At 70.6% G+C, this 26,974-nt stretch carries 24 protein-coding genes; 19 read left to right on the top strand and 5 right to left on the bottom strand.

Annotation, left to right across the window (positions count from 1 at the left end; all coding sequences use genetic code 11):
- Window positions 1-125 precede the first annotated feature (125 nt).
- Window positions 126-617 (top strand): 30S ribosome-binding factor RbfA, encoded by a 492-nt coding sequence (gene rbfA, locus P2P98_RS11960; protein WP_275800070.1) that lies wholly within the window; start codon window positions 126-128, stop codon window positions 615-617.
- A 125-nt stretch (window positions 618-742) separates the two neighbouring features.
- Window positions 743-1,726 carry a CPBP family intramembrane glutamic endopeptidase gene (locus P2P98_RS11955; RefSeq protein WP_275800068.1) on the top strand — a complete coding sequence of 328 codons (984 nt, stop codon included), beginning with the start codon at window positions 743-745 and terminating at the stop codon, window positions 1,724-1,726.
- Window positions 1,727-1,935: 209 nt separating this feature from the next.
- Here P2P98_RS11955 and P2P98_RS11950 read toward each other — a convergent pair whose 3' ends face one another.
- On the bottom strand, window positions 1,936-2,802 hold the full coding sequence (locus tag P2P98_RS11950; protein ID WP_275800066.1) for an A/G-specific adenine glycosylase: 867 nt from the start codon (window positions 2,800-2,802) through the stop codon (window positions 1,936-1,938).
- Between the two features lie 217 nt (window positions 2,803-3,019).
- Between P2P98_RS11950 and P2P98_RS11945 the strand changes: the two genes are divergently transcribed.
- The 6 genes from P2P98_RS11945 to P2P98_RS11920 all read left to right on the top strand — a co-directional run bounded on the left by P2P98_RS11945 (window position 3,020) and on the right by P2P98_RS11920 (window position 6,789).
- Window positions 3,020-3,331 carry a hypothetical protein gene (locus tag P2P98_RS11945; RefSeq protein WP_275800065.1) on the top strand — a complete coding sequence of 104 codons (312 nt, stop codon included), beginning with the start codon at window positions 3,020-3,022 and terminating at the stop codon, window positions 3,329-3,331.
- A 122-nt stretch (window positions 3,332-3,453) separates the two neighbouring features.
- The gene (locus tag P2P98_RS11940; protein ID WP_275800063.1) at window positions 3,454-3,933 is read left to right on the top strand and encodes a hypothetical protein; all 480 of its coding nucleotides are present in this window, start codon (window positions 3,454-3,456) and stop codon (window positions 3,931-3,933) included.
- The gene (truB, locus tag P2P98_RS11935) at window positions 3,933-4,817 is read left to right on the top strand and encodes a tRNA pseudouridine(55) synthase TruB (RefSeq protein ID WP_275800062.1); all 885 of its coding nucleotides are present in this window, start codon (window positions 3,933-3,935) and stop codon (window positions 4,815-4,817) included. The genes P2P98_RS11940 and truB overlap by 1 nt, the downstream gene beginning before the upstream one ends.
- Window positions 4,814-5,182 (top strand): hypothetical protein, encoded by a 369-nt coding sequence (locus tag P2P98_RS11930; RefSeq protein ID WP_275800061.1) that lies wholly within the window; start codon window positions 4,814-4,816, stop codon window positions 5,180-5,182. Before truB ends, P2P98_RS11930 begins: the two co-directional genes overlap by 4 nt.
- A gap of 246 nt (window positions 5,183-5,428) precedes the next feature.
- Complete coding sequence (locus tag P2P98_RS11925) at window positions 5,429-5,848, top strand: hypothetical protein (RefSeq protein WP_058597694.1); 420 nt, start codon at window positions 5,429-5,431, stop codon at window positions 5,846-5,848.
- Window positions 5,845-6,789 (top strand): bifunctional riboflavin kinase/FAD synthetase, encoded by a 945-nt coding sequence (locus tag P2P98_RS11920; RefSeq protein WP_275800069.1) that lies wholly within the window; start codon window positions 5,845-5,847, stop codon window positions 6,787-6,789. Before P2P98_RS11925 ends, P2P98_RS11920 begins: the two co-directional genes overlap by 4 nt.
- 30 nt (window positions 6,790-6,819) lie before the next feature.
- On the opposite strand, the gene P2P98_RS11915 is transcribed toward P2P98_RS11920, so the two are convergent.
- Window positions 6,820-8,187 (bottom strand): MFS transporter, encoded by a 1,368-nt coding sequence (locus P2P98_RS11915; RefSeq protein WP_275800060.1) that lies wholly within the window; start codon window positions 8,185-8,187, stop codon window positions 6,820-6,822.
- Window positions 8,188-8,294: 107 nt separating this feature from the next.
- On the opposite strand from P2P98_RS11915, the gene P2P98_RS11910 reads away from it, so the two are divergent.
- The 4 genes from P2P98_RS11910 (at window position 8,295) to P2P98_RS11895 (ending at window position 15,597) form a co-directional block, all read left to right on the top strand.
- Window positions 8,295-10,742, top strand: a complete 2,448-nt coding sequence (locus tag P2P98_RS11910; RefSeq protein ID WP_275800059.1) for a heavy metal translocating P-type ATPase — start codon at window positions 8,295-8,297, stop codon at window positions 10,740-10,742.
- A 321-nt stretch (window positions 10,743-11,063) separates the two neighbouring features.
- Complete coding sequence (locus P2P98_RS11905) at window positions 11,064-13,223, top strand: DEAD/DEAH box helicase (RefSeq protein WP_275800058.1); 2,160 nt, start codon at window positions 11,064-11,066, stop codon at window positions 13,221-13,223.
- A 138-nt stretch (window positions 13,224-13,361) separates the two neighbouring features.
- Window positions 13,362-14,417 carry a hypothetical protein gene (locus P2P98_RS11900; protein ID WP_275800056.1) on the top strand — a complete coding sequence of 352 codons (1,056 nt, stop codon included), beginning with the start codon at window positions 13,362-13,364 and terminating at the stop codon, window positions 14,415-14,417.
- Window positions 14,418-14,568: 151 nt separating this feature from the next.
- Window positions 14,569-15,597: a 6-phosphofructokinase gene (locus P2P98_RS11895; RefSeq protein ID WP_275800055.1), complete on the top strand. Its 1,029-nt coding sequence runs from the start codon at window positions 14,569-14,571 to the stop codon at window positions 15,595-15,597.
- 250 nt (window positions 15,598-15,847) lie between these two features.
- On the opposite strand, the gene P2P98_RS11890 is transcribed toward P2P98_RS11895, so the two are convergent.
- Window positions 15,848-16,741 carry a hypothetical protein gene (locus tag P2P98_RS11890; protein WP_275800054.1) on the bottom strand — a complete coding sequence of 298 codons (894 nt, stop codon included), beginning with the start codon at window positions 16,739-16,741 and terminating at the stop codon, window positions 15,848-15,850.
- Between the two features lie 267 nt (window positions 16,742-17,008).
- Window positions 17,009-19,123, bottom strand: a complete 2,115-nt coding sequence (locus P2P98_RS11885; RefSeq protein WP_275800053.1) for a S9 family peptidase — start codon at window positions 19,121-19,123, stop codon at window positions 17,009-17,011.
- Window positions 19,124-19,346: 223 nt separating this feature from the next.
- On the opposite strand from P2P98_RS11885, the gene P2P98_RS11880 reads away from it, so the two are divergent.
- The 4 genes from P2P98_RS11880 (at window position 19,347) to P2P98_RS11865 (ending at window position 23,552) form a co-directional block, all read left to right on the top strand.
- Entirely contained in the window at window positions 19,347-20,561 is a 1,215-nt protein-coding gene (locus tag P2P98_RS11880) for an inorganic phosphate transporter (RefSeq protein ID WP_058597707.1), read from the top strand.
- Complete coding sequence (locus P2P98_RS11875) at window positions 20,558-20,887, top strand: peptidase (RefSeq protein WP_275800051.1); 330 nt, start codon at window positions 20,558-20,560, stop codon at window positions 20,885-20,887. Before P2P98_RS11880 ends, P2P98_RS11875 begins: the two co-directional genes overlap by 4 nt.
- Window positions 20,888-20,935: 48 nt before the next feature.
- Window positions 20,936-21,835 (top strand): phosphodiesterase, encoded by a 900-nt coding sequence (locus tag P2P98_RS11870; protein WP_275800049.1) that lies wholly within the window; start codon window positions 20,936-20,938, stop codon window positions 21,833-21,835.
- A 253-nt stretch (window positions 21,836-22,088) separates the two neighbouring features.
- On the top strand, window positions 22,089-23,552 hold the full coding sequence (locus P2P98_RS11865) for an aspartate ammonia-lyase (RefSeq protein ID WP_275800048.1): 1,464 nt from the start codon (window positions 22,089-22,091) through the stop codon (window positions 23,550-23,552).
- A gap of 55 nt (window positions 23,553-23,607) precedes the next feature.
- Here P2P98_RS11865 and P2P98_RS11860 read toward each other — a convergent pair whose 3' ends face one another.
- Window positions 23,608-24,474 carry a fumarylacetoacetate hydrolase family protein gene (locus P2P98_RS11860; RefSeq protein ID WP_275800047.1) on the bottom strand — a complete coding sequence of 289 codons (867 nt, stop codon included), beginning with the start codon at window positions 24,472-24,474 and terminating at the stop codon, window positions 23,608-23,610.
- A gap of 83 nt (window positions 24,475-24,557) precedes the next feature.
- Between P2P98_RS11860 and P2P98_RS11855 the strand changes: the two genes are divergently transcribed.
- The 3 genes from P2P98_RS11855 to P2P98_RS11845 all read left to right on the top strand — a co-directional run.
- The gene (locus P2P98_RS11855; protein ID WP_275800045.1) at window positions 24,558-25,718 is read left to right on the top strand and encodes a PrsW family intramembrane metalloprotease; all 1,161 of its coding nucleotides are present in this window, start codon (window positions 24,558-24,560) and stop codon (window positions 25,716-25,718) included.
- Window positions 25,719-25,917: 199 nt separating this feature from the next.
- Window positions 25,918-26,283 carry an FKBP-type peptidyl-prolyl cis-trans isomerase gene (locus tag P2P98_RS11850; RefSeq protein ID WP_013583439.1) on the top strand — a complete coding sequence of 122 codons (366 nt, stop codon included), beginning with the start codon at window positions 25,918-25,920 and terminating at the stop codon, window positions 26,281-26,283.
- A 141-nt stretch (window positions 26,284-26,424) separates the two neighbouring features.
- Window positions 26,425-26,974 (top strand): YceI family protein (locus P2P98_RS11845; protein ID WP_275800042.1); only part of this gene is annotated, 550 nt, incomplete at its 3' end.

Below are 26,974 nucleotides of genomic sequence, written 5' to 3'. Positions count from 1 at the left end.
ATGCTCGTGGAGATGCACACCCCCTCCGGCCTACGCTGGTGCGGCTGCCCGTGACGGGACTCCCGCCCGGCGATGAGCCACGGGGGCACTCGTACTCGCGGCGGTATGAAAAGAAGGAGAAGGCTGTGGCAGGGGAACGACAGGCCCGTGTGGCCGACCGCATCCGCGTGGTGCTCGCGGAGCGCCTCGAGAAGGGGCTGCGCGACCCGCGCCTCGGATTCGTGACGATCACCGACGTGCGCGTCACGGGCGACCTCCAGCATGCGTCGGTGTTCTACACCGTCATGGGCGACGAGGCGCACCGCAACGACACCGCGGCGGCGCTGAAGTCGGCGACCGGCATGCTCCGCAGCGAGGTGGGGAAGAACCTCAACACGCGACTCACCCCGACGCTCGAGTTCATCCTCGACGCGATCCCCGAGAACGCCGACCACATCTCGGCGCTGCTGCGCGAGGCGCGTGAGCGTGACGAGTCCGTCGCGGGTCTCGCGGCTTCCGCCAGCTATGCCGGTGAAGCCGATCCGTACGTGAAGCCGCGCGAGCACGACGGCCTCGAGGACGACGACGAGGACGAGGACGACGAGCAGGGCGAGGAGGAGCGCGGCGACCGCGCCTGAACCCGCTGAGACGACGGCCGGATCCCACACCCCGAGGGGGTGGCATCCGGCCGTCGTCGTTCGACCGGGCTGACCTCCGTCTCACGGGGGAGGTGCCGGGAGAACCCTCGTCCTACGGTCGAGGTATGCACGTGCAGACTCGACCCGATTGGCCGGCGATCGCCGTGTTCGCGGTGACCTCGCTGGTTCTGTCCTGGCTGGTCGCCCTTCCCCTCTGGTTGGGAGGGCGGGGGCTTCACGACCCCTTCTTCGGGCTGGTCGCGGCGGCGATGATGTTCACTCCCGCGCTGGCCTCGCTCGCGGCCCTCCTCGTGCAGCGGCGCACGCGCGGGCGCAGAGGCGCGCGCGTCGTCCTGCGCGAACTCGGGATGTGGCCGCTGCGTCCCGCCGCACGGACGATCTGGACGTGCGTCGCGGTCATCTTCGCCGCTCCCGTCCTCGTGGCGCTCGGGCTCTTCGTGATGTCGGTGACCGGCATCCTGCGTCTCGATCTCGTGGGGTTCTCGGGGTTCGCGCAAACCCTCCAGGCTGCCGTCCCCGCCGGGACGCCCCTTCCGCCCATGGGCGTTCTCGTCGTGGTGCAGCTGGCGACCATCCCGCTCGGGGCGCTGTTCAATGCCCCGCTGGCCTTCGGCGAAGAACTCGGCTGGCGCGGCTGGCTGCTGCCCGCCCTGCGCCCGCTCGGAACCTGGCCCGCGCTTCTCATCTCGGGCGCGTTCTGGGGACTGTGGCACGCGCCGCTGATTCTGCTCGGCTACAACTTCGCCGAGCCGAACGCGCTGGGCGTGCTGCTGATGATCGTCGGCTGCGTGTTGTTCGGGATCCTGCTCGGGTGGACGCGTCTGCGCACCGCCTCGGTGTGGCCGGCGGTGTTCGCGCACGGGGCCTTCAACGCCTCGGCGGGAATGGTCGCGCTCTTCCTCGCCGGGGGCGCGCCCACGCCCCCGTTGATGGTGATGTCGCCCCTCGGCATGGTCATGTGGGGTGTCTTCGCGGTCGTCATCGCCGTGCTGGTGGTGCTCGGGCAGTTCCGTCCCGCGCGCCTGGCGGCCGAGCTCGGACCCGACCGTGGGCGGGCGACCGCGGGGGTCTCGTCGACGGCATCCTGAGTCGCCGGGCCGGGCCGGGCCGGGCCGGGCCGTGCCGGGCCGGGCCGGGCCGTGCCGGGCCGGGCCGTCAGGCGGAGTCGGGGGACGACACGCCGCGGGGCAGGGCCCGGTCACGGCGTGTCGGCGACGGACTCCGCGCGACGGTACAGCGCGGCTGCGGCCCCGCCCCCGCGGCTGTGGCCGGACGCCGGGCGGGGAGCGGCGGGACGTCAGCGCGGCAGGTGGAGCAGGTCGTCCTCGGCCTCGACGAGACCGTCCGAGATCAGAGAGTCGATCGCGCGGTCGCGCTGGGACACGTCGGGCCAGTCAGGCAGCACCGCGAACAGAGGCACGGGAGTCGGCGCCGCCTCCCGCAGGGTCTTGAGCACCGCTCCGCGCGCCTGCCGGTCGCTGCCCTCGTAGGTGGGTTGCTTACGGCGGCGGTCCTCGGACGCGGGGTAGCCGGCCGCGCGCCACGCGCACTGCGTGGCCAGCGGGCAGACATCGCACTTCGGCGACCGGGCCGTGCAGACGATTGCTCCGAGCTCCATGGCGGCGGCGTTCACGACCGCCGCTTCCACGATGTCGGCGGGGAGTTCGGCATCCATTCGTTCGAGATCGCGCCGGTGCGGCGGGCCCGGTTGCGCGTGACCTTCGACGGCGCGGGCGAGCACGCGCCGGGTGTTGGTGTCGACGACCGGATGCCGATCCCCGTACGCGAAGACCGCGACAGCGCGCGCGGTGTAGTCGCCGATGCCGGTCAGCGCGAGGAGGGCGTCGACGTCCCGCGGGACGACGCCGTCGTGGCGGTCGCGGATCTCGACGGCCGCGCGGTGCAGCCACAGCGCGCGCCGGGGGTAGCCGAGATTCGCCCATCGGGTCACCGCTTCCGCGGGCGGGGAGGCAGCGAGATCGGACGGCGTGGGCCACCGTTCGAGCCACGCCTCGAGGTGCGGGATGACGCGATTCACCGGTGTCTGCTGCAGCATGAACTCGCTGACGAGGGTGCCCCACGCGCCGAACCCTTCGCGGCGCCAGGGGAGGTCGCGCGCCGCGTCGCGGTACCACGCGATGAGCGGGGCGGCGAGTCCTGGCATCCGTCCAGCCTACGAGGGAACCCGTTCGCCGCGACGCCCGTCGGCCCGCGACGGCCGCAGGGGTCTCGATCCGTTCGTGGGAGCGCGCCAGGGGCGATCCTGCGCCGTCGCGGCGAGCCTCGGTGTCGACGGACGCGGGAGGGTGTAATTAGTTGAAGTGGATACGAACATCGTTACCGAACCTGCTGTCGCGACGTTTCTCGCTCGTTGGACCTCCATGGACCGCGTGGACGAGCTGATCACGGATCCGCTCCTGGTCGCCACCCCCACCGGTACGGCGCTCGTTCCCCGGGCCCTGTTCTCCGCGGCGGTCGCCGCACGGACCGACGCGCTTCCCGGTGCCGCCCCGGTTCTCCTCGACTGGAGCACCCGAACCGTCGGGCAGGCGACGCTGCTCGTGACCGCCGTGTGGCGCCTCACCGTGGACGAGCGAGAACTCGACCTGGTCTCCGACCTCCTCATCCAGCCTGGGCCCGCCGGTGTCGAGTGCGTGGCCTACCTGCCGCGACAGGATCCGACCCGGATGTGACTCGCGCGGGCACGGGGTTCGGTGGAGCTGCAGGGACCCGGTCTCCCCGCGAGGGGCAGAAGGTCTCGACGCCACCGGGAGCGATGCGGGTGGGGCACTCCGAGCGAACATAGGCTGGGAGCATGTCGTCGCCCGAGAACCCCGTCCAGACTCTGCAGCGGAGCCTGCGCGACCTGATGCGGCAGAACGCCCGCGCGGGCCGCGTCGTGGTGGCCGTCGACGGACTGGATGCCCACCGGACGCGGGCTTTCGCCAACGGGTTCGCCGCGGTGCTCGGCGAAGACGGCACACCCGTCGAGCGCGCGAGCGTCGGGGACTCCGAGCCCGACGTCCGCGAGAGAATCGTCGCGCCCTTCCGCGCGGGCGAGGGCGACGCCGTCCTCGTGGTCGACGGACGTTTCCTCCACGCGCCCGAGCGCCGGGGACTGTGGAACTACTCGGTCTGGCTCGAGAGCAATCCGCCGATCGGCTCGCCGCGCCCCGAGCTCCCCGACGCCGAGAAGCGCTACCTCGCGACCGCGCGGCCGAAGGCGGCCGCTTCGGCGATCGTCGAGAACTCCGACCCCGCGCACCCCGTGCAGGTCTTCGGGGACTTCTGCTGATGGTGCGTCCCGGCATCCTCCTGGTCGACAAGCCCGGGGGCATCACCAGCCATGACGTCGTGTCGCGCGCCCGACGCGCGCTCGGGACCCGCAAGATCGGGCACGCCGGCACCCTCGACCCTATGGCGACGGGGCTGCTCGTGCTCGGCGTCGAGGGCGCGACGCGCCTGCTGACCTACATCGTCGGCGCCGACAAGACGTACGAGGCGACGATCCTGCTGGGCGTCTCGACCGACAGCGACGACGCCGACGGGGTCGAGACGTCACGGACGGACGCCACGGCCGTCACCGACGACGCCATCGCCGCGGGCATCGCCGACCTCACCGGCGACATCGAGCAGGTGCCGAGCACCGTGTCGGCGATCAAGGTGGCGGGGCGCCGTGCCTACGACCTCGCCCGCGCGGGGGAGGAGGTCGAGCTGAAGGCGCGTCGCGTGACCGTGTCGCGCTTCGACGTCCGTGCCCTTCGCCGGGGCGAGGGGGTCGTCGAACTCGATGTCGTCGTCGATTGCACGAGCGGCACCTACATCCGCGCTCTCGCCCGCGACCTCGGCCGAGCCCTCGGCGTGGGTGGGCACCTCACCATGTTGCGCCGCACGCGCATCGGCGCGTTCGACGTCGCCGCCGCGGCATCCGTCGACGACATCGCCGAGGAGCGGCTCGTCAACCCGGCCACGGCCGCCTCGGTCGTCGTGGGCGCGATCGCCGTCGGCGAAGACGAGGCCCGCGACCTGCGTCACGGTAAGCGCATCGACGGGGGTGGTCGCCTGACGGGGGCCGTGGCCGCCGCGATCGACCCCGACGGGCGACTCGTCGGCATCGTGGAGAAGCGGGGCGCGCAGCTGAAGAGCGTCATGAACATGCCCGAGGAGGTCGCCCGATGATCCTGTGGTTCACGCTCGCGCAGGTGGGCATCGCCGTCCTCGCCGGGATCGTCGCGGTCGTCGCGGGGCTCATCGGCCGCCGCCCGGGAGACGTCACCGTCGGCTCGCTCGCTCTCATCGAACTGCTGCTCATCGTGCAGATCGTGGTCGCGATCGTCGCGCCGTTCGCGGGGAACCCACCCTCCGGCAGCCTGCTCGAGTTCTGGACGTACCTCGTCTCGGCCGCCCTCGTGCCGGTTGCGGGCGCCGCGTGGGCGCTCATCGAACGCAGCCGGTGGAGCACCGTGATCATGGGGGTCGCCGCCCTCGCCGTCGCCGTGATGGTCTGGCGCATGCACGTGATCTGGACGGTGCAGGTAGCCTGAGGACTCCGGATGCCGCGGCCCGAGGCTGCACGCCGGTATCGGTCCCTTCGACAGGCTCAGGGACCTGGGGCTCGACAGGCTCAGGGACCTGGGGCTCGACAGGCTCAGGGACCTGGGGCTCGACAGGCTCAGGGACCTGGGGCGAAGGTGGCCGAGCTCGTCGAAGCCATCGTTCGTGAGGTTCGACATGCGTCGTCGGGGCCCCGCCGGGCGCGGACCGCGCGGGCCAACTAGAATCGTCGAGTCATGGCATCCACCACTCCCACCCGCACCCGGGGGATGACCGGCATCGGCCGTGTCCTCGTCGTCGTCTACGGCATCATGGCGCTCGCCGCCACCGGCCGTTCTTTCGTACAGATCGTGCGCGAGTTCGATGACGCCCCGCTGGCGTACTCACTGTCGGCCCTTGCGGCGGTCGTGTACATCCTCGCGACGCTCGCGCTCATCTTCTCGGCGCGGCCGGCGTGGTACCGCGTGGCGTGGATCGCGATCGGCTTCGAACTCGTCGGCGTGCTCGTCGTGGGCACGCTGAGCCTCGTCGACCCCGCGCTGTTCCAGCATCCGACCGTGTGGTCGGTCTACGGCTACGGATACCTCTTCATTCCGCTCGTCCTGCCCTTCCTCGGGCTCTGGTGGCTGATGCGCCACCGCCGGACGGCGTCGTGATCGTCTTCCGCGTAGCGGCCGAGGTCCCCGCGGATTTCGGACCGTCGGTCGTCGCGATCGGCAAGTTCGACGGCGTGCACACCGGTCACCGCGCGGTGATCGACCGCGCCCGCGTCGACGCCTCCGACGGCGCGAAGGTCGTCGCGGTGACGTTCGACCGCAATCCGCTCAGCGTGCTTCGGCCCGACCGCTGCCCGCCGGACGTGATCGGCCCGCACCAGAAGCTCGATCTGCTCGACCGGGCCGGAGTGGATGCCACGCTCCTGCTGACCTTCGACGAAGCCCTCGCCGCGATCCCCGCCGAGGAGTTCGCGCGCCGCGTGATCGTCGACGCCCTGCAGGCACGGACGGTGCTCGTCGGGCGCGACTTCCGCTTCGGCGCGGGCGGTGCGGGCGACCCCGACCTCCTGACCCGCATGGGCGCGGAGCACGGCTTCCGCGTCGACGTGGTCGACGATGTGCGCGCGGTGCACGCCGATCGGCGCGTGTCGTCGACGTGGATTCGTGAGGCCCTCTCGGCGGGTGACGTCACGACGGCCGCGCGCCTGCTCGGCCGCGCCCCCTCCGTCTGGGGCGAGGTCGTGCACGGGCTCAAGCGCGGACGCGAACTCGGCTACCCGACGGCGAACCTCTCACCCGACCTCGAGGGGTTCGTCCCCGCCGACGGCGTCTACGCCGGGTGGCTCGTCGACGTCGAGGGCGGACGCCGCATCAGCTATCCCGCCGCCATCAGCGTCGGCACCAATCCCACCTTCGACGACGTGCATGCGCGCCAGGTCGAGGCGTACGTCCTCGACGAGACAGGCCTCGACCTCTACGGCCATCACGTCGAGGTGCGCTTCGTGGAGCGCGTTCGCGGGATGGTCGCGTTCGACGGCATCGACGCTCTGCTGGTGCAGATGGCCGACGACGTGGAGCGCACGCGGGCGATTCTGCGCTGACGCGCCGCGCCCTGACGGGCCGCGCGGGCGTCAGTCGCGACGCGACAGGTGATTCCGGATGCCGAGGAACGACGCCGCAGCACCGAGCAGCATCAGCACGGCGGTGAACACCGCGGCCCGGTGGAATCCGTCCAGATCGAGCGAGCCGCCGACGACGGCCGAGACCGCCGCGATCGCGAGCAGTCCCGCGACGCGGGACACGGCGTTGTTCACCGCGGAGGCGATGCCGGACCGCTCGGTTTCGATCGCGCCGAGCACGGCGGCGGTGAGCGGTGACACGGTCGCCGTGAGGCCGAGACCGAACACGACGATGCCCGGAAGCACCTGCGTCCAGTAGTCGAAGTCCGTGCGCACGTTCAGCAGCAGGAGCGCTCCCGCCGCCATCACGAGCGGCCCGAAGGCCATGAACAGACGCGGGCCGTACCTGCCGGCGAGGGCGCCCATCCGCGAGCTCAGCAGGATCATCAGCACCGTGCTCGGGAGGGACGCGAGACCGGCGAGCGTCGCGGGCAGCCCCGCTCCCTGCTGCAGGTAGACGCTGACGACGAAGCCGTTGAGCGAGAGGGCGGCGTAGACGAAGACGGTGGCGAGATTACCGGCCCAGAAGTTGCGGGAGCGGAACAGGCCCAGCGGCATCATCGGTTGCCGAGCGAAGCGCTGGCGCACGAGGAACCCCGCGAACGAGAGGACGCCGAGGGCGCCCGGCATCCAGATCACGGGGGAGGACCACCCGAGGTTCGGCTGTTCGATGAGCGCGAAGACGATCCCGCCCAGGCCGGCGGCGCAGAGCACCGCGCCGAGGATGTCGACGCGTGCGTCTGGGCGCCGGTGGTCGGCGTGACCGAGGCGAAGCAGCAACCACAGCGTGACCGCGATCGGCAGCACGTTCACGAGGAACGCCAATCGCCACGACAGCGTGTCGACGAAGAGGCCCCCCACGAGCGGACCTGCGAGCATCGCGATCGTGGTGGCACCGGTCCAGATGCCGATCGCCCGGGCCTGCGCGGTGCCGCGGAACGTCGAGGTGATCAGCGCGAGAGAGCTCGGCACGAGGAGAGCGCCGGCGACCCCCTGCAGGGCGCGCGCGACGATGAGGAACTCGGCGGTCGGTGCGGCTGCGATCGCGACGGAGGTGATCCCGAATCCGATCAGGCCGATCCGCAGGACGACCACCCGTCCCAGGACGTCGCTCAGCGAGCCCGCGACCAGGATGAACGCGCCGAGGGTCACGAGGTACGCGTCCACGACCCATTGCTGGGTGCTCAGCCCACCGCCGAGGTCGCGAGCGATAGCGGGCAGGGCGACATTGACGACGGTGCCGTCGAGGAACGACACGAACGACGCGAGCACCGCGATCGTCAGCACGACCCGTTGCTGCTTCGTCATCGTGTCGCTCATCCGTCCAGCGTAGGGTCGTGCGCCGCGGGAGCGTCCGATTTTCGTCCCGATCCTGGAATACCCCCAGGGGGTATCCTGTTCTGTGGGGGAGAACCCCGGGAGGAACCATGGACGGATCGAGGGATGCCACGACGTCGGGCGCCGATGTCGCGGAGGCGGTGCTCGACATCGAGGGCATGACCTGTGCGAGCTGCGTTGCGCGGGTCGAGAAGCGTCTCGGACGCGTCGAGGGAGTGCGAGCGGCGGTCAATCTCGCGACGGAGACGGCGCGGGTGCAGTACCCGGCCGGGCTCGACACCACGGCGCTCGTCGAGGCCGTGCGTGCCGCGGGGTACGACGCCACCGTGCGGACGCGGGCCGCCTCCCGAGCGACCGGCGAGCCCGTGGCATCCGTTCCGGTGCCCGCGCCCGGCGGAGAGATCGACGCCGTGACGGCGCAGAGCCTCGATGCACCCGACCACGGCACCGGTGCGCTCCCGCACGATGCCCACGGCGCCGACGGCGCTGGTCCCGTCCACGACCACGGCGCGCACGACCACGGCGCCCACGACCACGGCTCCGATCACGGGGGCCACGTCCACGACACCTCCGACGCGCCCGGGTCCACACCGCTGCGGACGCGTCTGCTCGCGTCGGCGGCGATGGCTATCCCGGTGGTCGCGCTGGGCATGGTGCCGGCGTGGCAGTTCCCCGGCTGGCAGTGGGTCTCGCTCGCGTTGACCACGCCCGTGGTGCTGTGGGGCGGGTGGCCGTTCCACCGTGCGACCCTCCGCAACGCCCGCCACGGTGCCGCGACGATGGACACCCTCATCACGCTCGGGACCTTCGCGGCCTACCTGTGGAGCGTCTGGGCGCTCGTCTTCGGAAACGCCGGGCGGATCGGCATCCGTCACGAGGTCATGCTCTTCGGGCCCGTGCACGACGCCAGCGCGGTGGTCTACTTCGAGGTCGCCGCGGCGGTGACGGTGCTCCTGCTACTCGGTCGCTTCATCGAGCAGCGCTCGACCCGGCGGGCGGGCGCGGCGCTGCGCGCGCTCCTCGACCTCGGCGCGCGCGAGGCCGAACTCGCGGACGGCCGCCGCATCCCGGTGGACGAGCTCAGCGTGGGCGACGTGTTCGTCGTGCGTCCGGGTGCCGTGATCGCCACCGACGGTGTGGTCGTCGACGGGCGGGCCTCGGTCGACGAGAGCATGCTCACCGGTGAGTCCCTGCCGGTCGAGGCGGCCGCGGGATCCACGGTGACCGGCGGGACGATCACCGCCGGTGGCCGACTCACCGTCCGGGCGACCGGGGTCGGCGAAGAGACGCGGCTCGCCCGCATCGCGCGACTCGTCGAGGACGCGCAGCTTGGAAAGAGTCGCGTGCAGCGGCTGGCCGACCGCATCTCGGGCATCTTCGTGCCGGTCGTCATCGTGCTCGCCGTGCTGACTCTCGTCGCCTGGATCCTCGCGGGGCAACCGCTCGCCGCCGGCTTCACCGCTGCGGTGGCCGTGCTCATCATCGCCTGCCCGTGCGCGCTGGGTCTCGCCACGCCCATCGCGATCCTCGTCGGCACCGGGCGGGGAGCGCAGCTGGGCGTCCTCGTCACCGGACCCGAAGCCCTCGAGTCCGCCGAGCGCATCGACACGATCGTGCTCGACAAGACCGGTACCCTGACGAGCGGCCGCATGAGCGTCGCGAACGTCGTCCCCGCGGAGGGGGAGGATGCCACGGACGCGATCGCTCGCGCAGCCGCCGTCGAACGCGGCTCGGAGCACCCGGTGGCCGCGGCGATCGTCGCCGCCGCGGGGGAGGGGCGGACCGCGACCGATCTCGAGGCGATCGCCGGACGCGGGGTGATCGGCACAGTGGACGGAGTCCGCGTGTTCGCGGGGCGTCCCGCCTGGATCGTCGAACGTGGAGGGTTGCTGACCCCCGAGCTGGAGACGGCGGTCGACGCCGCCGAGGAGCGCGGCACGGTCGTGGTCGTGGGGTGGGCGGAAGCCGACGGCGCCCTCCAGGCCCGCGCCGTGATCGAGATCGCCGACACCGTGCGCGCGGAGAGCGCCGAGGCCGTCGCCCGCCTGCGCGAGATGGGTCTCGAACCCGTTCTGCTGACGGGTGACAACGCGCGCATCGCGCGGTCCGTCGCGGCGGAGCTCGGCATCGAGCGAGTCCGCGCGGGGGTCCTCCCCGAGGGCAAGGTCGACGAGATCGCTGCTCTGCGGGCCGAGGGGCGCACCGTCGCCATGGTGGGTGACGGGGTCAACGACGCCGCCGCCCTGGCATCCGCGGATCTCGGGATCGCCATGGGCGGGGGAACGGACGCCGCGCTCCACGCGAGCGACATCGCGCTGATGCGCGACGATCCACGGGGCATCGTCACCGCGGTGGCGTTGAGCCGGCGCACGATGCGGATCATCCGCGGCAACCTGTTCTGGGCGTTCGCGTACAACGTCGCGGCGCTGCCGCTCGCCGCCCTGGGACTGCTGAACCCGATGATCGCGGGTGCCGCGATGGCGTTCTCGAGCGTGTTCGTCGTGCTGAACAGCCTGCGTCTGCGTCGGGCGTCCTGAGCAGGCGTCGCGGCGGGTCTGCTGTCCGGTTTGGGGCGCGTTCCGACGTTTGGGGCGTTGTATTTCGCGCCCCGGACGGCAGAACGCGCCCCGAACCACGCCGCGACCGGTTCAGCTCACGCGTTCCGGCTCTGCGCGCGCTAGAATGTTGGCGACCCCGTCACCCGCTGTCTCGCGAGCCGTTCCGGTGTAGACGCGTCGCGGGTCGCCGGTACCGCCGCTCAGGCGGCGTGCCGAGCGACGTTCCCCGGGGTCACCGATCCGCCGGCCTCGCGCCGGAACGTCCCGGACAGGTGTCCGGACGACACGCTCAGGAGGAGCATGCCGACCACGGCAACCGCGTCCCGAGGCTCGAGCCAGCGGCGCAGGAAGACCACGTCCTCGCGACGCGACGACGAAGCCCCCGTCATCCCGATCCTGGCGCGCAAGGTGCGCGAGGTCGAGGCCAAGGCCCAACGGGGCAAGCTCGGCCCGACCAACCGGGTGAAGTTCCAGGTGATCGCCTTCCTCGTCCGCGAGGAACGCGCGCGCGTGAAGGCCGACACCGAGATCACCGACGCCGCGCGCGCCGAGCTGCTCAAGCGCCTCGACGGGGTCGCGACGATCCTCGCGAAGACCGCCGCGCGCGACACCTCGCTCATCCAGTTGCTCGAAGTCGATGTGGCCACCTCGCCCGTCGCTCGACGCATGCGCCGGGATTGGCTGCTCGAGTCCGGCGCAGAGCTGCCGCCCGACGAGCTGATCATCACCGACACCGCTCCCCAGGTGGCGCCCGTCGTGCCCGCGGCCCTCGCCGAGAAGCAGGTCATCCCGCCGTCCATCGAGGCGCGGCAGATGGCGAACCCCTTCCTCGCGCCCGACCTCACCCCGCGCTCGACCGGTGACGCCCCGCGCCGCCGCCTCGACGGGTGGGAGCTCATGGGCCCGCTCTACAAGGCGTTCGAGACGGGCGCCGGTGGGTCGGCCGCCAGTATGGACCTCCCGCCCGTCCCCGAGTTCGATCGCGTCTCTCCCCGCGGGCTCGAGGTCATGCCGCACCAGTCGCGCTTCCTCGAGGCCGTGCGCCTGGGGCACCGTTCCTTCCTGCTCGCCGACGAGCCGGGCCTCGGCAAGACCGCCGAGTCGGTGCTCGCGGCCTCGGTCGCCGACGCGTACCCGCTGCTGGTCGTCGTGCCCAACGTCGTGAAGATGAACTGGGCGCGGGAGGTGCAGCGCTGGACGCCGCAGCGCCGCGCCACGGTGATCTCGGGCGGCGGTGCCGACATCGACGCCTTCGCCGATGTCTTCATCGTCAACTACGAGATCCTCGACCGGCACCTGTCGTGGCTGTCGTCGATCGGTCTCAAGGGCGTCGTCGTCGACGAGGCGCACTTCATCAAGAACCTCACGTCGCAGCGTTCGCAGAACGTGCTGGCTCTGGCATCCCGTGTCCGTCAGCAGACCCGCGACCCGCTCATGCTGGCCCTCACCGGCACCCCGCTGATCAACGACGTCGAGGACTTCGACGCGATCTGGCGCTTCCTCGGGTGGACCAACGGCGAGAAGCCCGGTCCCGAGCTGATGGAGAAACTGGATGCCACGGGCCTGACCCCCGCCGACAAGGCGTTCTACCCCGAGGCGCGCGAGGCCGTCATCTCGATGGGCATCGTCCGGCGGAAGAAGAAGGACGTCGCCGCCGATCTGCCCGACAAGCTCGTCGCCGACCTCCCCGTCGAGCTCGACGACGAGTACGGCCGTTCGATCCGGCAGGCCGAGCGCGAACTCGGCGCCCGCCTCGCGGCGAAGTACCGCCGTATCCTCGAGGCGCGTGGCGACCGCGGCCTCGCCCCCGGCGAGATCGACGACGACATCGTCCGTCTCGTGGCGCACGGCGAGCTCGAAGAGAGCAAGGCCGCCGGCTCGGGCAGCGAGAACGTGTTCACGATGGTCCGCCGCATCGGTCAGGCCAAGGCGCACCTCGCGGCCGACTACGCCGTGCAGCTGCAGCGCTCGGTCGGCAAGGTCGTGTTCTTCGCCAAGCACATCGACGTGATGGATGCCGCGGAGGCCCACTTCAAGGCATCCGGGCTGAAGGCGGTGTCGGTGCGGGGCGAGCAGACCTCGACCGCGCGCCAGGCTGCGATCGACGCGTTCAACAGCGACCCCGACGTCGGGATCGCGGTGTGCTCGCTGACCGCCGCGGGCGTCGGCCTGAACATGCAGGCCGCCTCGAACGTCGTGCTCGCGGAGCTGTCGTGGACCGCCGCCGAGCAGACGCAGGCCATCGATCGCGTGCATCGCATCGGCCAGGAGGAGCCCGTCACCGCGTGGCGCATCATCGCCGCGCACACGATCGACACGAAGATCGCCGAGCTCATCGATTCGAAGGAGGGGCTCGCGGCGCGAGCCCTCGACGGCCAGGCGATCGAGCCCGGCTCCAGCGACTCGGTGCAGCTCTCGGCCCTCATGCACCTGCTGCGTCAGGCGCTCGGCGCGGCCTGAGCCCGCTTCGACGGACGCCCCGGGGCTTCGGCCCCGGGGCATCCGCGCATTCGGCGTGGCCGCCATCGCGCCGCCATTGCCCCGCTGCGCTCGGGCGCGAGTCCGTTCGATGTCCGACGCCCTCGCTAAGGTCGGCAGATGACCCTCAGCGCCGACACCCTGCTCGCGGGACCACGCGGACGCCGGCTGTGTCTAGAAGTCTTGCGGCTCGCCCCCGACGGGCCGGAGGCACGCGATGCGGCCTGGGCCGTGTCGTGGGCCGCGCAGGCCCTCGACGAGAATCCGGGGACGGTCGTCGCGATCGCCGGAGACGCCTCGTCGTTCACCGAACCCGAGGTGTCGCCCGCCGAGGCCGCCGCCGCGCTGGCACGGGTCGCGATCCCCGAGCTCACCGACGCGCTCCTCTTCACGGCCCTGTCTCTCGCTGTGGACCACGCCGCGTACTGGCAGCCGCCCTCCGGTGAGGACGTCCTGGCCGCGACCGAGGACCTGCGGCCCGTGCTCGAGCGTGTCGCCGCGGCGGTCGCCGGAGCTCCCGGAACCTCGTGGTGGGGGAGCGGGGTCGAGCGGGACACGCAGGCGATGGTGCGCTGGGAGAACTCTCCCGCGTCGATGGAGGCCCCCGAAGAGCTCTCGGCCCGGTGGCGAAGCGAGCAGGTCGAAGAAGAGGTGTCCTTCGCCCGACAGATTGACGACGTCCGTCTCTCCGGCTCGTGGTGGTCGACCCCCGCGTTCGCCCTTCCGCGCTCCACGCGTGTGCGCGGCACGGCGGGGCCGGTCGGCCTCACGCTCGTCGAAGACTCCTGGGGGTGGACCTCCGCACGCGTTCGACCTCTCGCCGCACCGGACGGCGAGGTCATCGAGATCGACGGCCCCGAAGCGTGGGCGGCGCTGTGTCGGCGGCATCCGTTCCCGGTCACCGCGAGCCGACGCAATGTGTGGGGGTGGACGACGGGGCGCGAAGGCATGTGGGTGCAGCCCGACTGGGCGGCCGTCGCCGGTGAAGCCGCGGGGGTGCACCTGAGCGTGAGCGGGTACCTCGCCACGGCCGGTCGGGTCGTCGGCCTCGGCGACCTCGGTGCGAGCACCGTGGCCGGGTGGGGACCCGACGAGACCTTCTGGTTCTCACCAGTCGAACAGTCGGCACCCGAGCAGGAGTGGGTTCGCGACGGTGACAGCTGGAACCGCGCGTGACGGTGGCCGCGTGCCGGCTCGAACAGGGCGGTCGGGCCGGGGTGTCGGCATCCGGGTCGCCGTGTGGCACCGTTCCCGCCCGCGGCGATAGGGTCGAAGACGGCAATGGCGCCTCCCTCCACCCGAACCACAGCACCAGAGGACTCTGCCCATGAAGATCGGCATCCTGACCAGCGGCGGCGACTGCCCCGGTCTCAACGCGGTCATCCGTGGCGTCGTGCTGAAGGGCACGACCAACTACGACATCGAGTTCGTCGGCATCCGTGACGGATGGCGAGGCGTGGTCGACGGCGACTTCTTCCCGCTGACCCGCCACGAGGTGAAGGGTCTGTCGAAGGTCGGCGGCACGATCCTCGGCACCAGCCGCACGAACCCCTACGAGGGCGTGCGCGGCGGTGCCGAGAACATCTCCAAGACGATGTACGGGCACCGGCTCGACGGCATCCTGGCCATCGGTGGCGAGGGGACCCTCGCCGCGGCCGACCGTCTGTCGAAGGACGGCATCAACGTGCTGGGTGTTCCCAAGACGATCGACAACGACCTTCGCGCCACCGACTATTCGTTCGGCTTCGACACGGCCGTGAACATCGCGACGGATGCCATGGACCGCCTCCGCACCACGGGCGACTCGCACCAGCGGTGCATGGTGGCCGAGGTCATGGGGCGTCACGTCGGCTGGATCGCGCTGCACGCCGGTATCGCGGCGGGCGCCCACGTGATCTGCATCCCCGAGGTTCCGATGTCGATCGAAGAGATCGTCGAGCAGGTCACCCGCGCGCACGATCGCGGCCGCGCGCCCCTCGTCGTCGTGTCGGAGGGCTTCAAGCTCAAGGGTATGGACGAGGCCTTCAGCGACAAGGGCCTCGACGCCTTCAACCGTCCCCGCCTCGGCGGCATCGGCGAGCTGCTCGCCCCCGAGATCGAGCGTCTCACCGGAATCGAGACCCGCGCGACGGTCCTCGGACACATCCAGCGCGGCGGCTCGCCCTCGGCGTTCGACCGCGTGCTCGCGACGCGTCTCGGCCTGCACGCCGCCGATGCCCTGCACGAGGGCGCTTGGGGCCAGATGGTCGCGATGCGCGGCACCGACATCGTTCGCGTGCCGTTCGCCGACGCGCTGGGTGAGCTCAACAGCGTTCCCCTGTACCGATACGAAGAGGCCGCGGCGCTGTTCGGCTGAGCCTTTCGCTTCGACGCCCCGTCCCGCTTGGCGCGGGGCGGGGCGTCGCCGTTGGCGCGTCCGGCCCCGCCGCCCTTGCGACCTCACTGCCTGCGCGTGTCCCACTTTGTGCTGATCCGGCAGCAGATTTCTGCACAAAGTGGGACATCGCCCTCGCCTGGGGAGTGCCGATGCCTTCCTCGCGCCGGGCATGTCCCACTTTGTGCCGGTTCCGGCGCGACTTTCTGCACGAAGTGGGACACGATTCGCGTCAGGGCTGCCAGCCCGCACGCCGGAGCGCCCCGCGCACCTTTCGGACCGCCACTGCGCCATCTCCTCGCGTGTGGTGGAACAGGATGCGGACGTGCTCCCAACCGCACTCCCGAATGGCATCCCAGCGGTCGGCGTCCCGAGCGAACTGGCGCATGTCCTCGGCATGGACGCGCCCGTCGTACTCGACGGCCACCCTCCACGAGGGATACGCGAGATCGAGCTCGGCGACGAAGGTCCCGCTCGCATCACGGAGAACCACGGAGATCTCGGGTTCCGGGAGAGAGTGACGGATCAGCAGCAACCGTAGCCGTGTCTCAGAGGCGGAGCGCGGACCGAAGCGACTGAGGCTGAGGGCCCGCGTGAGGAGGAGCTTCCGCGTGTCGCCCATGCGCGCGATCTCAGCGGCGAGTTCGTCCGCCTCGATTCGTGGCACGGCGTCCGTGAGGAGGAAATCCGCGGCTGCGACGAGGTCGTCGATTCTCCACAGCGTCCCGCATTGCCGCCACGCACGCACGGGATGCTCGACCGGCCAGCCACGCCGCGTCAGGAGCGTCGCGGCATCCCGTGCCTGCAGACGGTGTCCGAGGATGCCGTTCACGCGGGGCTCGCGAACTGGACGATGAGCCGACACGTGGATGCCGGGGACGAAAGGGAAAGGCGGAAGCGGCACGCCAAGCAGCCCCAGCGCGGTCTCGTGGCTGAAGAACTGCCCGCTCCGGAGCAGAGGGACGTACTCCGCCGCGCGTGCCTCGAGGTCGTCCACTGCGGGCGGTGCAGCGGATGAGCGGACGCCACTGTACGGCGCCCTGACACCGACGTGACGCAGCGCGAAGCGGGAGCGGCCCGAGGCCACGGCATCCCGAACGGAGAAGATTCGAGGTTCGTCGACCATCCGCCGAGCATGGCGGTGTTGCGCGTGCCGTTGCTCACCCGATCGCGTTATCCGTGGATGATCTCTTCTATCGCCGCGCGGGGGAGGAACAGCAGTTCCGACGGCTCGTGTCCCACTTTGTGCAGAAAGGAGGCTCCGTATCTGCACAAAAGGGGACACGCTGAGCGCACTGTCAAAACCATGTCCCACCTTGTGCGGGAAGGAGGCTCCAGATCTGCACAAAGTGGGACACGCAGCCGCCGCCCGCGATCGCAGCGGCCGCCCCGCCTACTCGGCAAGCCCCAGCACGTCCAGCAGCCACGCGAGCTCGAACGCGCGCTCGCGCCAGGCGTTGTAGCGACCGCTGACGCCGCCGTGACCGGCGACCATCTCGCACTTCAGCAGGGCATCGGCGCCGACTTCGCGCAGACGTTGCACCCACTTGGCCGGCTCGACGTAGAGCACACGGGTGTCGTTCAACGACGTGACCGCGAGGATGCGCGGGTACTCCACGCCCTCGCGCACGTTCTCGTACGGCGAGTACGACTTCATGTACGCGTAGACGTCGGCATCGTGCAGCGGGTCGCCCCATTCGTCCCACTCGATGACGGTGAGGGGGAGCGAGGGGTCGAGGATCGTCGTCAGCGCGTCGACGAACGGCACGTCCGCGAGGATTCCCGCGAAGAGCTCCGGAGCGAGGTTCGCGACCGCGCCCATGAGCAGGCCCCCGGCGCTGCCGCCCTCTGCGACGATGCGATCAGGGGTCGTGTAGCCCTCAGCGACGAGGTGCCGCCCGGCCGCGACGAAGTCGGTGAACGTGTTGCGCTTGGCGAGGAGCTTGCCGTCCTCGTACCACTGGCGCCCCATCTCGCCGCCGCCGCGCACGTGCGCGACCGCGAAGATGACGCCGCGGTCCAGCAGCGACAGGCGCGGCACCGAGAATCCGGGCTCGATCGAGTGCTCGTACGAGCCGTACCCGTAGAGGTGGACAGGTCGCGGGGTCGAGCCGGGCTCGCCGAACGACCGCTTCCAGACGAGCGACACGGGCACTCGCGTGCCGTCGTCGGCCGGTGCCCAGACGCGCGCCTGGCCATAGTCGGCGGGGTCGAAGCCGCCGAGGACGGGCTGACGCTTGCGCAGGAGCAGTTCGCCGGTCGCGACCACGTAGTCGTACACGGTGCCGGGGGTCACGAACGAGCCGTAGCCCAGCCGCAGGACGGGCGGCGCCCACTCGGGGTTGCCCCCGCTTCCGACGCTGTAGAGCGGCTCGTCGAATGCGATCTCGTCGACGGCTCCGTCGGCGTATGAGAGCATGCCGAGGCGGGCGAGCCCGTCGCGCCGGTACGCGATGATGCCCCAGTCGCGGAAGGTGTCGACGCCGAGCAGGCGCTGGCCCACGCGATGCGGGACCACCGTCTCGCGCGGACCCTGGGGATCGGATGCCGGGACCCGGACGAGCTCGAAATCGAGCGCTCCGTCGTTATGGAGGATGTACAACACGTCCTCGCCGTCGACGACCGCGTGATCGACGGAGTACTCGACGCCCTCGCGCCGGGGCCAGACGATGCGGGCCTCGCCGCGCAGGTCGTCGGCGTCGATCAGACGGTCCTCCGACGTGATCGAGGAACCCACGCCGATCACGAGATAGCGGTCGCTGCGCGTGAAGTCGGCCCCGACCCAGTAGCGCTCATCGGGCTCGTGGAACAGCTTCTCGTCGGCATCCACCGCCGTACCGATCTCGTGCAGCCAGACGGTGTCGGGGCGCCATGCGTCGTCGACGGTGGTGTACACGATGAAGCGGCCGTCGGGAGAGAACGTCGCCCCCGAGAACGTGCCGGGGATCTCGTCGGGGAGCGTCTCGCCCGTGATCAGGTCGCGCACACGCACGGTGTACCGTTCGTCGCCGGCGACGTCGATGCCGTAGAGCATGCGCGTGCCGTCGTTCGAGATCTCGAAGCTGCCGAGCGAGAAGAAGTCGGTGCCCTCGGCCTCGACGTTGCCGTCGAAGAGGACCTGCTCGCCGGCGACGGGTTCGTCGGGCGAGAGCTGCGGCGGGGTCCAGTCGTCGGGCGCGGTCAGGGGAGCGCGGCACTGGATGCCGTACTGGGCACCGGCCACCGTGCGTCCGTAGTACCACCAGTCGCCGCGACGAACGGGGACGGACAGGTCGTTCTCGAGCGTGCGTCCCTTGATCTCGCCGAAGATCTCGTCGCGGAGGGATGCCAGGTGCGCGGTGCGCGCGTCGGTGTAGGCGTTCTCGGCCTCGAGGTGCGCCACGACCTCGGCGTCGTCCTTCGCGCGCAGCCATTCGTAGGGATCGTCGAACGTGTCACCATGGTGCGAGCGGGGGACGGGACGACGGGCGGCGACGGGCGGAACGGACGAAACGTCGATATCGGTCACCCCTTTACGGTAGTCGGCCGCGCCGACACTCCGCCTGGGCGTTCCCCAGCCGGGAAGAACCTGCGGATGCCGCGGCCTCGGGCCGCCCGGTTTGACCGTCGTGGTCGCCGGTGACATGATTTCCACGCGACCTCGGTGAACGGGTGTCGAACTCCAGGTGAACTCTTCGTTCGTCGCGCCGATCCCGTCGGCATCCCTTCTTCCTCCTCACGGAAAGCGAACGGTGGAGAGCGCAGCCCTCGTCATCGTGCTGGTCATCGGCCTGGCACTGTTCTTCGATTTCACCAACGGATTCCACGACACCGCGAACGCGATGGCCACGCCCATCGCCACCGGTGCATTGAAGCCGAAGGTCGCCGTGCTCCTCGCGGCCTGTCTGAATCTGGTCGGCGCTTTCCTGTCGACCGAGGTGGCCAAGACCATCTCCGGGGGCATGATCCGCGAGGATCAGCTCTCGCCCGAGATCTTCCCGCCGATCATCTTCGCGGGCCTCATCGGTGCGATCACGTGGAACATGCTGACGTGGCTGCTGGGGCTTCCCTCCAGCTCCTCGCACGCGCTGTTCGGCGGTCTCATCGGCGCGACCCTCGTGGGCGTCGGCGTCTCGGCCATCGACACCGGCGTCGTGCTCAGCAAGGTCATCCTCCCCGCCCTCATCGCGCCGTTGACGGCGGGCATCATCGCCTTCACGGTCACGAAGATCGCCTACGGCGTCACCCGGCGGTACGACACGAAGGCCGACGGTCGCGACGGCTTCCGCTGGGGCCAGATCTTCACCTCATCGCTCGTGGCGCTCGCGCACGGCACCAACGACGCGCAGAAGACGATGGGTGTGATCACGCTCGCGCTCATCACCGTGGGGTGGCAGTCGGCATCCGATCCCGATCCGCACATCTGGGTCGTGTTCGCGTGCGCCATCACGATCGCCCTCGGCACGTACATGGGCGGCTGGCGCATCATCCGCACCCTCGGTAAGGGGCTGACCGACGTCAAGCCGGCCCAGGGCTTCTCGGCCGAGACGTCGACGGCGGCGACCATCCTGGCATCCAGTGCTCTCGGCTTCGCCCTCTCGACCACGCAGGTCGCGTCCGGCTCGGTCATCGGCTCGGGCCTCGGGCGCCGCGGATCGACGGTGCGCTGGAACACCGTCGGCCGCATCATGATCGGCTGGGTCCTGACGCTCCCCGCCGCGGGTGCCGTGGGCGCCGCGGCCGCGCTCATCGTGGTGTGGCTGGGCGGCTGGGGTGTCGCGGTCGATGCGGTGATCGCCGTCGCGATCATCCTCGGCCTCTTCCTCCGCTCGCGCCGCGACTCGGTCACCTCGGCCAACGCGATGAGCGAGGTCGCCGACTCGGGAGCCGCCGTCAAGGTGCCGCGCAAGCCCGGCCCGACGCGTCGCCAACGCCGTCTCGAGCGCTCCGGGAAGGACGACGCGTGACCATCGACTGGGAAGCCTTCCTCCACGTCTTCGTCGCCGCCATCATCGGCGCCTCGATCGTGGTGACCTTCTACGCCCTCGGGCTGCGCCTGCTCGTGCGCGGCGGGCGCCCGCCCCTGGTCGCGCCGGTCGAGTTCACGGATGCCATCACCGTGCTCACCGACAAGCAGCGGCGCCGCGCCGAGAAGGCGGCGGCCAAGGCGGCGGCGCGCAATCCGCTCAGCGACGGGCAGAAGCGCATCGCTCTCGTCGGTGCGTACCTGTGTTTCGGGGTGTGCGCGGCGGCCGTCCTCGGCGCCCTGCTGCTGATCCTCTTCAACCACTGACGGTGCGCTCGCGGGTCGCGTGTCGGAGGCCTCTTCTAGGCTGAGCCCATGGCATCCGTGCAGTTCGGTCAGCACGCGCCCGCGCGGCGTGTGATCCTCCACCTCAGCGACACCCATCTGCTGGGCGGCGATCGCCTGCTCGGCGAGCGGTACGACACCGCCGCGAACCTCCGACGGACACTGGATGCCGCCGAGGCCACCGGCGTCCGTCCCGACGCCGTCGTGTTCACGGGTGACCTCACCGACCTCGGCGAGCCGGAGGCGTACCGGGCGCTGCGCGCGGCGGTCGAGCCGTGGGCCGAGCGTCTCGGAGCGCCGGTCGTCTGGGTCGCGGGAAACCACGATGAACGCCCCGCGCTGCGCGCCGGTCTCCTCGACGGAGAGCCGTCGCTCGAGCCCGTGACCGGCGTGTGGGACCTCGACGGACTCCGTATCATCGCGCTGGACTCGACCGTGCCGGGCTGGCACCACGGCGACCTCGACGCCGAGCAGCTGGAGTGGTTGCGCGGCGAGCTCGCGACCCCCGCACCCCTCGGCACGATCCTCGCCCTGCACCACCCGCCGCTCCCGACGCACATCCCCTTCTTCGACATCCTGGAGCTCCGCGACCAACCCCGACTCGCGGCGGCGATCGCGGGCAGCGACGTCCGTACGATCCTCGCCGGGCACCTGCACTACTCGACGTCGGGAACGTTCGCGGGCGTGCCCGTGAGTGTCGCGGCCGCGTCCTGCTACACGATGGATCTCGCCCGCCCGGCCGACGAGGTCAACGGCATGGATGCCGGCCAGTCCTTCCACCTCGTGCACGTCTGGGACGACACGATCACCCACGCCGTCGTCCCGGTGGTCGACGCCGACACCTCGGGCTACTTCACGCCCGCGTGGGTCGAGGAGATGGCTGCCCTCACCCCCGAGGGGCGGCTCGAGGCCTTCTCGCGCAAGCGCTGAGGGCGGTGCCGGTCACCGTTCCGCGCCGCGCCGGCCGCCACACCGCCGGCGCGCCCGCCGATGCCGAGCGCCGCGCCCGGCCGCCGCTGCCCACCGAGCCGACCGCTTCGCCCGCCATGTCCGAGCGCAGCGCCCGCAACCGACACCGCGGACGGTCCGAGGATGCCGACAGGCCGTCGCGTCCAGGGGTGCTCGTGGTTCCGGTGGTTAGGCTCGTGGCATCCCCTTTCACGTGACCCCACAAGGACGACACATGACTCTGGACGCAAAGACGCGTACCCGCACCGAGACCGACTCCCTGGGAACGCTCGAGATCCCCCTCGACGCGTATTGGGGCATCCACACCGCCCGCGCGCTGGAGAACTTCCCGATCGCCAAGCGACCGATCTCGGTGTATCCGGACCTCGTGCGCGCCCTCGCCATGGTCAAGCAGGCCTCGGCCCGCGCCAACCGCGAGATCGGCGTGCTCGACCCGGCGAAGGCCGACCTCATCGACCGCGCCGCGCAGCGAGTGATCGACGGCGAGTTCCACGACGAGTTCGCGGTGGGCGTCATCCAGGGCGGCGCCGGCACCTCGACCAACATGAACGCGAACGAGGTCATCACCAACATCGCGCTCGAGATGGCGGGGCGCGAGAAGGGCGATTACGCGTTCCTCTCGCCGATCGACGACACCAACCGCAGTCAGTCGACGAACGACGTCTACCCGACCGCGATCAAGATCGGGCTCGCCCTCACGCTGAAGAGCCTTCTCGAAGAGCTGGCGCTGCTGCGTCAGTCGTTCCTCGTCAAGGCCGACGAGTTCCACGACGTCCTCAAGGTCGGCCGTACGCAGCTGCAGGATGCCGTGCCCATGACGCTGGGGCAGGAGTTCCACGGCTTCGCCACCACGCTCGGCGAGGACTACAGCCGGCTCACCGAGAACGCGTACCTGCTGTACGAGATCAACATGGGCGCCACGGCCATCGGCACGGGCATCACCGCGCACGCGGGATACGGCAAGGCCGTGCTGCGGCACCTGCGCGAGATCACGGGTCTCGACCTCGAGACGGCGACCGACCTCGTCGAGTCGACGAGCGACACGGGCGCCTTCATGTCGTTCTCGTCGTCGCTGAAGCGCAACGCGATCAAGCTCTCGAAGATCTGCAACGACCTGCGCCTGCTCTCGAGCGGTCCGCAGGCGGGCCTGGGCGAGATCAACCTCCCGCCGCGCCAAGCGGGTTCGAGCATCATGCCCGGCAAGGTGAACCCCGTCATCCCCGAGGTCGTCAACCAGGTCGCGTTCTCTGTGGTCGGCGCCGACATGACCGTGACGATGGCGGTCGAGGGTGGCCAGCTGCAGCTCAACGCCTTCGAGCCGGTCATCGCGCACTCGATCTACCAGTCGATCACCTGGATGCGCCAGGCGATGTGGACGCTCCGCGTCAACTGCGTCGACGGAATCACGGCGAACCGCGAGCGTCTGGGTGCGATGGTCGGTTCCTCGGTCGGCGTCGTCACCGCCCTCACGCCGTTCATCGGCTACGCGGCGGCTGCGGCGCTCGCGAAGACGGCCCTGCTCACGCACCGCAACGTCGCCGACCTCGTCGTCGAGGCGGGGCTCATGTCTCGCGAAGAGGTCACCAAGCAATTGTCGCCCGCGCGGCTGTCGGGCCTGCACCCGATCACGCAGGCCATCCCGGTTCAGCGCGCCGCGGACAGCGTCGTCGAGGAGTGAGCGAACGCGAGAGGGGCGGGACCGCTCGGCCCCGCCCCTCTCGCGTGTCGTGCCGTCAGTCCAGGATGCGGCAGTGCGTCGTCAGCTCACCGATCCCGTCGATGCCGACGGTGACGGTCGAGCGGTCGCGGAGGAAGATCTGCGGGTCGCGCGAGTAGCCCGCGCCTCCGGGACTTCCCGTCGAGATGAGGGTTCCGGGCAGGAGAGTCGCCGACTCGGACAACTTGTGGATGAGCGTCGCGACCGACCGCACCATCTGGCCGGTGCTGGCATCCTGAACCGTGTGCCCGTCGACGACGGTCCAGATGTGCAGGTCCTGCGGGTCGGGGATCTCGTCGGCCGTCACGACGAACGGACCCGTCGGGGTGAAGCCGTCGAACGACTTGCAGCGCGACCACTGGGCTTCCGAGAACTGGATGTTGCGCGCCGTGATGTCGTTGACCACTGTGTAGCCCCAGACATGCTCGAGGGCGTCGGCCTCGGCGACGTCTCGGCCCGGGCGGCCGATGATGACGCCGAGCTCGGCCTCGTAGTCGACCGCCTCGCTGAGCGCGCGGGGCCACGACGTCGTCGCCTCGTGCGCGGTGAGCGAGTTCGGCCACAGGACGAACACGGTCGGACCGGCGTCGGTCTTCAAGCCCAGTTCGCCCGAGTGCGCGGCGTAGTTCAAGCCGACCGCGAGGATCGACGGGGGAGCGAGCACCGCCGACGCGAAGGCGACACCGGACAGCGGATGCCGTGGCGCGGAGGGCGCGGCATCCCGAACCCGCTCGAGGAGCTCGTCGCCGCCGACGATGAGCTGCTCGAGAGTGCGGGGCGCACCGTCGAAGAACTCGTCGACGAAGGAGAACTCTTCGGCGTAGACGCTGACCAGTCGAGGGGACTCCGCCCCTTCCGGGGAACGGACGTGGGCGAAACGCATGCCTCCACGCTACCGGGCGCCCCGCGTCGACCGGTTCCACAACCCTCGAATCGAGTCTCCGGACGGCCCCTAGGCTGTGTCGCATGAGCTACCCCTCGCCGCTCTCTCAGCCCTCTCCCGGGCAGCCGGCCCGCATCTCGACGACCCCGCCCGTCGCCGTCTCGGCCGCTCCGCCCCGGCTGCGCGGAGGGGGAGTGGCGCTGTGGATCGTCGCGGCGCTGCTCGTTCCGGTGCTGGCGTTGCTGGTGCTGTACTTCACGCGGTTCCTCGGGCTCGCGGCATCCTTCACCGGGCTCGTGCTGGCGGCCATCCCGTTCGTCGTCGTCTGGTTCGTGGTGCGCTACATCGACCGGTGGGAACCCGAGCCGCGCCGCCTGCTGATCTTTGCGGCCGCGTGGGGCGCGGTGGCTTCGGTGGCGATCGCGCTGGGCGTCGACCTCCTGGTGACCGTGGTCACGGGAGGACTGCCGGATGCCGTGAGCTCGGTCGTTCAGGCGCCGATCGTCGAAGAGGTCGCCAAGGGTCTCGGCGTGCTGCTCCTCTACGCTTTCGCGCGTCGCTTCTTCGACGGGCCCGTCGACGGGATCGTGTACGGCGCCCTCATCGGCGCAGGATTCGCGCTGACCGAGAACGTGCAGTACTTCGCGATCGGATACCTCGAGGGGGGTCCGGGGGAGGTCGCGACGACGTTCTTCCTCCGCGCGGTCCTGTCGCCGTTCGCTCACGTCATGTTCACCAGCCTCACCGGCTTCGCCTTCGGGCTGGCGGCGCGGCGGTCGCTGCGGACGGGCCAGGCGCTGAGCTACGCCGTTCCCGGACTGATCGGGGCGATCGTGCTGCACGCGGTGTGGAACGGATCGGCCACGTTCTTCAACTTCTTCGAGGTGTACGCGACGCTGCAGGTGCCGTTGTTCGTGGCGTTCATCGTCGGCATCCTGCTGCTCCGCCGCGAGGAGTCCCGGCTCACCCGCGCCCGCCTCGGCGAATACGCCGACGCCGGGTGGTTCACCCCGCAAGAGGTCGAGATGCTCGCCACCGCCCCCGGACGCCGCTCGGCGGTGGCCTGGGCGCGCACGCTGCGCGGCGACCGCTCCGGCATCATGAACAGCTTCATCGTGGATGCCACCGCCCTCGCGGCCGCGCGACAGCGCGCGCTCTCGGGCCGGGATCCGCACGCGGTGGCGACCGAGCGTCAGCTGCTGGAGCGGACGACGGCGGCACGCGCGGCGTTGCTCGCGCCGTGAGGCGGGGTGACCCGTTGCTGCTTCCTGTGCCCCGCGCCGGCGTCCGCCGCACCGGGGTCTTGACAGCGCGGCGACGCGGGAGCACCATCGATGTAGGCCAACTCAGCGCCCGGGAGACACGCAGGCATCGCCGCGGCACCGGGCGCTGAGTCTTTGTCCAGGGGCTTTTCGAAGGGGCCGGGCGTGCTTGGATGGACCCATGACTGATCGCACCAAGCCGGAGTTCGACGCTCCCAGCGGCCCCGCCCCCTCCGACCTCGTCATCCGCGACATCATCGTCGGCGACGGTGACGAGGCCAAGCCCGGCGACACCGTCACCGTGCACTACGCCGGTGTCGAGTACGAGTCGGGCGAGGAGTTCGACTCCTCGTGGGGACGCGGCGAGAGCATCCAGTTCCCGCTCCGTGGCCTGATCCAGGGCTGGCAGGACGGCATCCCGGGCATGAAGGTCGGCGGACGCCGCGAACTCGTGATCCCGCCGCACCTGGCCTACGGCCCCGCCGGTGGCCACTTCCTCGGCGGCAAGACCCTGATCTTCATCATCGACCTGCTCAAGGTCGGCTGACGACATCCGATGTTCACGAACCCGAGGGGGCTGCGGCACCCTCGGGTTCGTCTTTTTTCACGATCGTGGAATACATTCGTGTGAATGGGAGTTTCCTCCCCGCAGGACGCCGATTCGGCTCCCCAGACCTTTAGGAGTGACATGACCGACGCAACGACCCTCGACATCCCCGGTTACAAGGCGGGCACCTGGGTGCTCGACCCCTCGCACAGCGAGGTGACCTTCACCGTGCGTCACATGATGATCTCCAAGGTGCGCGGCACCTTCGGCATGAAGAGCGCCACGCTCGTCGCCCCCGAGAACCCGCTCGAGGCCACCGTCGAGGCGTCCGTCGACGTCACCTCGGTCGACACCAAGGACGAGGGCCGCGACCAGCACCTCCGTTCGGCCGAGTTCTTCGACACCGAGACCTACCCGACCATGGACTTCCGCTCCACCGGCGTCCGCGTCGAGGACGGCGACTTCCTCGTCGACGGTGAGCTGACCATCCGCGGCGTCAGCAAGCCCGCCACCTTCTCCATCGACTTCGGCGGCTTCGGCACCGACCCGTGGGGCAACTACAAGGCCGGTGCGACCGCCAAGACGGTCATCAACCGTGAAGACTTCGGCCTCACCTGGAACGCCGCTCTCGAGACCGGCGGCGTCCTCGTCGGCAAGGACGTCACCATCGAGCTCGACCTGCAGTTCGCGC

Origin of the sequence: Microbacterium sp. Kw_RZR3 (assembly GCF_029222405.1) — a bacterium.
In the GTDB taxonomy this organism is placed as follows: Bacteria; Actinomycetota; Actinomycetes; order Actinomycetales; family Microbacteriaceae; genus Microbacterium.
The sequence above is the reverse complement of the archived record's forward strand: the minus strand, read 5'-3'. Positions and strand labels throughout refer to the sequence as shown.

Bases quoted from the DNA above. Each gene is read 5' to 3' on its own strand.
- P2P98_RS11955 (WP_275800068.1), top strand. From the start codon at position 743: ATGCACGTGCAGACTCGACCCGATTGGCCGGCGATCGCCGTGTTCGCG.
- P2P98_RS11950 (WP_275800066.1), bottom strand. From the start codon at position 2,802: ATGCCAGGACTCGCCGCCCCGCTCATCGCGTGGTACCGCGACGCGGCG.
- P2P98_RS11945 (WP_275800065.1), top strand. From the start codon at position 3,020: ATGGACCGCGTGGACGAGCTGATCACGGATCCGCTCCTGGTCGCCACC.
- P2P98_RS11940 (WP_275800063.1), top strand. From the start codon at position 3,454: ATGTCGTCGCCCGAGAACCCCGTCCAGACTCTGCAGCGGAGCCTGCGC.
- truB (WP_275800062.1), top strand. From the start codon at position 3,933: ATGGTGCGTCCCGGCATCCTCCTGGTCGACAAGCCCGGGGGCATCACC.
- P2P98_RS11930 (WP_275800061.1), top strand. From the start codon at position 4,814: ATGATCCTGTGGTTCACGCTCGCGCAGGTGGGCATCGCCGTCCTCGCC.
- P2P98_RS11925 (WP_058597694.1), top strand. From the start codon at position 5,429: ATGGCATCCACCACTCCCACCCGCACCCGGGGGATGACCGGCATCGGC.
- P2P98_RS11915 (WP_275800060.1), bottom strand. From the start codon at position 8,187: ATGAGCGACACGATGACGAAGCAGCAACGGGTCGTGCTGACGATCGCG.
- P2P98_RS11910 (WP_275800059.1), top strand. From the start codon at position 8,295: ATGGACGGATCGAGGGATGCCACGACGTCGGGCGCCGATGTCGCGGAG.
- P2P98_RS11905 (WP_275800058.1), top strand. From the start codon at position 11,064: ATGCCGACCACGGCAACCGCGTCCCGAGGCTCGAGCCAGCGGCGCAGG.
- P2P98_RS11900 (WP_275800056.1), top strand. From the start codon at position 13,362: ATGACCCTCAGCGCCGACACCCTGCTCGCGGGACCACGCGGACGCCGG.
- P2P98_RS11895 (WP_275800055.1), top strand. From the start codon at position 14,569: ATGAAGATCGGCATCCTGACCAGCGGCGGCGACTGCCCCGGTCTCAAC.
- P2P98_RS11890 (WP_275800054.1), bottom strand. From the start codon at position 16,741: ATGGTCGACGAACCTCGAATCTTCTCCGTTCGGGATGCCGTGGCCTCG.
- P2P98_RS11870 (WP_275800049.1), top strand. From the start codon at position 20,936: ATGGCATCCGTGCAGTTCGGTCAGCACGCGCCCGCGCGGCGTGTGATC.
- P2P98_RS11865 (WP_275800048.1), top strand. From the start codon at position 22,089: ATGACTCTGGACGCAAAGACGCGTACCCGCACCGAGACCGACTCCCTG.
- P2P98_RS11860 (WP_275800047.1), bottom strand. From the start codon at position 24,474: ATGCGTTTCGCCCACGTCCGTTCCCCGGAAGGGGCGGAGTCCCCTCGA.
- P2P98_RS11855 (WP_275800045.1), top strand. From the start codon at position 24,558: ATGAGCTACCCCTCGCCGCTCTCTCAGCCCTCTCCCGGGCAGCCGGCC.
- P2P98_RS11850 (WP_013583439.1), top strand. From the start codon at position 25,918: ATGACTGATCGCACCAAGCCGGAGTTCGACGCTCCCAGCGGCCCCGCC.